Annotated in this window: 5 protein-coding genes and 1 other RNA gene; 2 read left to right on the forward strand and 4 right to left on the reverse strand. The window is 41.2% G+C overall.

Going from position 1 to position 4,818, the window contains the following annotated elements:
- Window positions 1–3 precede the first annotated feature (3 nt).
- Genes dolP through GQR46_RS16190 form a run of 4 tightly spaced genes read right to left on the reverse strand, consistent with a single transcriptional unit; the run spans window position 4 to window position 3,457 of the window.
- Window positions 4–570 (reverse strand): division/outer membrane stress-associated lipid-binding lipoprotein, encoded by a 567-nt coding sequence (dolP, locus tag GQR46_RS16175; RefSeq protein ID WP_165727690.1) that lies wholly within the window; start codon window positions 568–570, stop codon window positions 4–6.
- Window positions 563–1,156: an SIS domain-containing protein gene (locus GQR46_RS16180; protein WP_002957968.1), complete on the reverse strand. Its 594-nt coding sequence runs from the start codon at window positions 1,154–1,156 to the stop codon at window positions 563–565. The genes dolP and GQR46_RS16180 overlap by 8 nt, the downstream gene beginning before the upstream one ends.
- A gap of 32 nt (window positions 1,157–1,188) precedes the next feature.
- Window positions 1,189–1,560, reverse strand: a complete 372-nt coding sequence (locus GQR46_RS16185) for a YraN family protein (protein WP_010554278.1) — start codon at window positions 1,558–1,560, stop codon at window positions 1,189–1,191.
- A gap of 19 nt (window positions 1,561–1,579) precedes the next feature.
- Window positions 1,580–3,457, reverse strand: a complete 1,878-nt coding sequence (locus GQR46_RS16190; protein WP_165741503.1) for a penicillin-binding protein activator — start codon at window positions 3,455–3,457, stop codon at window positions 1,580–1,582.
- Between the two features lie 61 nt (window positions 3,458–3,518).
- Between GQR46_RS16190 and rsmI the strand changes: the two genes are divergently transcribed.
- Both rsmI and rnpB read left to right on the forward strand, forming a co-directional pair.
- Window positions 3,519–4,376, forward strand: a complete 858-nt coding sequence (gene rsmI, locus GQR46_RS16195; RefSeq protein WP_010554279.1) for a 16S rRNA (cytidine(1402)-2'-O)-methyltransferase — start codon at window positions 3,519–3,521, stop codon at window positions 4,374–4,376.
- A gap of 42 nt (window positions 4,377–4,418) precedes the next feature.
- Window positions 4,419–4,783, forward strand: an RNA gene (gene rnpB / locus GQR46_RS16200) — RNase P RNA component class A.
- The last annotated feature ends 35 nt before the right edge of the window (window positions 4,784–4,818 follow it).

Here is a 4,818-nt window from a genome sequence, read left to right on the forward strand (position 1 = left end):
TGTTTACAAGTATTCAAATACTTTAATTACACGCTCTACGCCAGAAACATTGCGGGCAATATTTACAGCTTGAGTTGACTCAGAGTCAGATACTAAGCCCATTAAAAAAACTTCAGCATTTTCTGTCACTACTTTAATGTTATTACTGCTAATGTCTTTTGCTGTTAGTAGCTGGGCTTTTACTTTAGAAGTTAGCCAAGAGTCGTGAGTTTGTGTAGTAATGCCAGTATTTGAGCCAATACGAATTTGGTTATGTATTTTACGAATACCTGAAACGCCCTCAATGGTGCGCTGCGCTTCGTTTCTCATTTCTTCGTTAGATACTTGGCCAACAAGTAAAACAATACCGTTAACGCTTACAGCGCTTATATTGGCAAACTTTTCAAGACGTTCTACTTCGCTAAGTGCAATACTGGCTTTTATTTCAATATTGTTATCGTCAATTTGAGAGCCAATAGTACGGCGGTCGTTCGCTGCAGTTACTGCACTGGCTGTACCTGCAACAACAGCGGCTGCGCAGCCTTGCAGTAATACAACAGTACCTAAAACAATAAGAGAGTGTTTAAACATAATTTTCATCCTGAGGGAAAAGCGTTAAATCAACAAGTTCGCTTAAACAATGTAAGTTAACTAAATGGGATTCGATAATGCGGCTAGGGCGTTTAGATGGCGATCTAATTTCAACATCGTTAGGTCCAAGTAGGCCTACCAACTCGCCACCATCATCACCAACCATAACTATGACCTTCATATCTTTAGTTAGTGCAGCTTCAACGGCAGAAATAACATGTTTTTCGTTGCCGTTTATAGCCAATACAAGCAATAAATCACCTTGTTGGGCAAAAGCGCGGACTTGGCGAGCAAATGTATCGTGATCGTCTACTTGAGTACTTTGCCCAAGATTAACGTTTTCTTGCGATAGAGCAATTGCAGGTAAGCAGGGACGTTCGGTTTCATAATGATTAACCAACACACCCGCCATATGCTGAGCGAGCATGTGGCAATTTGCAGTACCGCAGCAAATGAGTTTATTTCCGTTGATCAGACTTTGTGCAATAGTAAATGCAGCTGACTCAAGCGCACTAGGTAGCACTTCACCAGCAGCGATTTGAACTTGAATGCTTTCTGTAAAAATTTCTTTAATTGTGTCTTGCATAGCCTACCAATAATTTATCTTTGTATTTGCGTTTAAAATACATTTTTAAGCCAATTAATATTAGGAGATGCTTCTCCTGTAATGGCTACATAATCAATTCTTAGAGCTTGGTTAGTTAAATTTTTAGCTGCTAAGTAATGATAAATACTACGTTTTAATCGAGCTTGTTTTTGTGGACTAAGCGCATAGTTGGCACCGCCACGAGCATTATTTTTGCGAAACTTAACCTCAACGAATACAAGGGTATCGCCTTCTTTCATAATGACATCAAGCTCACCAAAGGGGCAGTAATAATTACGTTCTATGGGTGTTAGCCCTTGAGTAACTAAGTATTTTTGCGCTTCAAGCTCATAATACTGGCCTTTTTCGCGACTATTGTGCCACAGCTCTTTAAACCACGACATGCCGCCCCCTTAATTAAATTTAATTGATAGTTTGTATGTCACCCGCTGATTGCATAAACAATGGTACCGGGCGTTGTGTTTCTAATTGCACAGGCTTAATGCGACGGTTTGTATATTGAGCCCAGTCGAGCGTGCGTTCTATATGGCCGCTGGTATTAACAGATAACTTACCGCTTAAACCACTATATTGATTGCCTGGCATTACGCTTAACTGCCTGATGTCATGTAATATTGATACAGCATCGTACGCCATTGCAAATAAGCGTTGGCTAATATCTACTTGCTCTGGCCATAACGAATCATACTGCTGGCGTAAGTTATGTTGTTTAATTTGCGAATCGAGCATCCACGGCAATTCAGTGAAGTATAGGCCGTCTAAGTCGCCTTTGTCAGTACTGTCAATTTGTTTACTGTGGCTTTTAGAGCTGGCGTAAAGTGGAATGCGATCTGCAAAAGTACTTACGTTTACATCAAGGTAAGGTTTAATTAAGCGTGTTTCTATTGCATCACCTAAAATATAAATAACATCAATATCACTGCGTGAGCGCGTTTCATTTTCTACTTCTTGTTTAAATAATGCCTTAACCGTTTTTATGCGATCTTTTGATTTATCTACTTCCAGCAAGCTGGTAATCGTGTTTGGCATATCTTTTTTATCGTTATAAAAACCTATTTGTGGCTTAGTTTCGCTATAGCGTTGCCACTGCAAGTTAAAGTAATCAACAAGACGTTGCCCGTTAGCGTTATTAGGCGCAAGTAGCATCGGCTTTTGGTAACCCATTGCTAAAAAGTGCTCTAGGGCTTGTTCTACTTCGTGTTCAGGATTTAGTGCAAAGTAATAATGCTGAAGCGAAATGCGTTCACCATCAAAGGTGTTTAAATGTAGTACTGGCGTATCGATAAACGTTTGCGCATTAGCTAGTTTATCTATATTTGCTTTAAGTAGAGGGCCAATTACAAAGTCAGGCTTTATTTCTTCAAGTTGTGCTGCAATTTCTTCTGTACTTAAGTTTTCATCAATAAAAATAGTGTCGTTGATATTTTGCGTATCAAGTGCAGCTAATACGCCAGCTTTAAGGGCATCACCTAAACGTTCGTTAGGGCCCGATTGTGGAAATAACACAACTAAGCGCTCTATATTGATAGGAGCAAGTTCAGTAAGCATTTCATCTTGTTCAGGTAATACAGTAAAAGCCGGATGCCCAATATAGCGTCTGCGCCAATTGTTGATCGCTTGATCTAACTCTACGCCACTACTTGCATATACTTGATGATATAACGCTAGGTTAGCCCACCCTTGCTGAATAACCGAACCACGGTTAAAGCGTTCAAGCGCGTAAGAAGAAAGTTGCTTTAAGTTATCCCACAAATTTTGATTAAGTTGAGGGATTTCTATATTATTTTTTGTTGCTGTTTCAGAGGCCCTAAAAAAGTAGGGTGCAGCTTTTTTCGGAAAATTTTGCGATGCGTAAATACTGGCCGTTAAAAACTGATGCCAAGCAAAATGCTCAGGTTGAGTCAGTTGTCCGTCTAGCGACTGTAAAATAACCAAAGCTTGATCATTTTTATTCTGTTGTTTTTGTGCAAATGCAATATAAAGACGGTTCTGAATTTGATCAACACTTGCGGTTAATTCAAGCTCATTCCCAATTATCTCTAATAAAGGCCAGTTTTGCTCACTAATTGCTGCATCACGGGCGCTATACAATAACTGTATTTTATCGGCACCTTGGCGGTTTTGCGCCAATTGATAGATAGATTGCGCACTGGTTGCCTGATTTTGCAGTGCATTAGTGCGGTTACTTACGTTATCGCTGTTTTTAGTTGGTTTTTCGGTTGTGCTACACGCCGATAACCCTGACAATATAATTAATAGACTAACTAGTTTAAGTCGCACAATGATTTCCCAATACGTTAACGCGATTTGCTTATATTACTGACTGACGCAGGAGACCTCAATGTTAAATGAGGAGAATTCACAGAAAATTGGCACTCTTTACATTGTTGCCACCCCAATTGGCAATTATGACGACTTAAGTCACCGTGCCATTGCGACATTATCGCAAGTTGACTTAATTGCTGCTGAAGACACTCGCCATACCGGCAAGCTACTTAGCCACTTTGGTATTAAGGCAAAAACGTTTGCATTACACGACCACAACGAAAAGCAAAAAGCACAACAAATTATTGATCAACTTAATCAAGGTTTAAATATTGCTTTAGTATCTGACGCTGGTACACCGCTAATTAGTGATCCAGGCTACGCTGTTGTAAATCTATGTCGTGAACAAGGCGCTCATGTTACACCTGTTCCAGGTGCATGTGCTGCAATTACAGCCGTATGTTGTTCAGGTTTACCAACCGACCGCTTTCAGTTTATTGGTTTTACGCCAGCTAAAAGTAAAGCTCGCCAAGACTTTTTTACCGAAGCTGTTAACTCAGGTATTACCAGCATAATGTACGAAAGTACGCACCGTATTATGGCAAGCCTTGATGATTTAGCACTAGCCCTTGGTGATGAGCAGCAAGTTGTGTTTGCTAAAGAGCTAACCAAAACCTTTGAAACATTTTTTAATGGTAGTGTAAGTGAGCTTAAACAGTTTTTAACTGATGATCCTACCAAGCAGCGCGGCGAAATAGTGCTTATGCTTCCGGGCAAACCAAAGCAAATAGATGATGTTCCGCCTGAAGCGCGCAAAATGCTGGCACTTCTTGAAAGCGAAATGCCAATGAAAAAAGCCTGTGGCGTTGTTGCTGAATACTTTGGAATGAAGAAAAATGCTTTATACAAAACAATTATTGAAGAAAAAGAGTAAATTTTACTGCGCTTGGTATTAGCCTCATGTATACTGCGCGCCGAGTCAGCCAAGATGATCGCTGCCTGTGACGAAAATGATCAGGGGGAGGAAAGTCCGGGCTCCATAGGGCAGAGTGCCAGCTAACGGCTGGGGGGCGTGAGCCTACGACAAGTGCAGCAGAGAGGAGACCGCCAATCTTCGGATTGGTAAGGGTGAAAGGGTGCGGTAAGAGCGCACCGGGCCGCTAGTAATAGTCGGTTGCAAGGTAAACTCCACTCGGAGCAAGACCAAATAGGGTTCCTTATGGCGTGGCCCACGTTGGAACCGGGTAGGTTGCTTGAGCCATAGAGCGATTTATGGCCTAGACGAATGATTATCACTTTCTTCGGAAAGGACAAAACCCGGCTTATACGGCTGACTCACTCATTCAATAAAAAGCCCGCAGTTAACACTGCGGGCT

This window comes from Pseudoalteromonas sp. Z1A6, assembly GCF_011378745.1.
Lineage (GTDB): Bacteria > Pseudomonadota > Gammaproteobacteria > Enterobacterales > Alteromonadaceae > Pseudoalteromonas > Pseudoalteromonas arctica.

Excerpts from the sequence above, each read along its gene's own strand:
- dolP (WP_165727690.1), bottom strand. The coding sequence starts at position 570 with ATGTTTAAACACTCTCTTATTGTTTTAGGTACTGTTGTATTACTGCAA.
- GQR46_RS16180 (WP_002957968.1), bottom strand. The coding sequence starts at position 1,156 with ATGCAAGACACAATTAAAGAAATTTTTACAGAAAGCATTCAAGTTCAA.
- GQR46_RS16185 (WP_010554278.1), bottom strand. The coding sequence starts at position 1,560 with ATGTCGTGGTTTAAAGAGCTGTGGCACAATAGTCGCGAAAAAGGCCAG.
- rsmI (WP_010554279.1), top strand. The coding sequence starts at position 3,519 with ATGTTAAATGAGGAGAATTCACAGAAAATTGGCACTCTTTACATTGTT.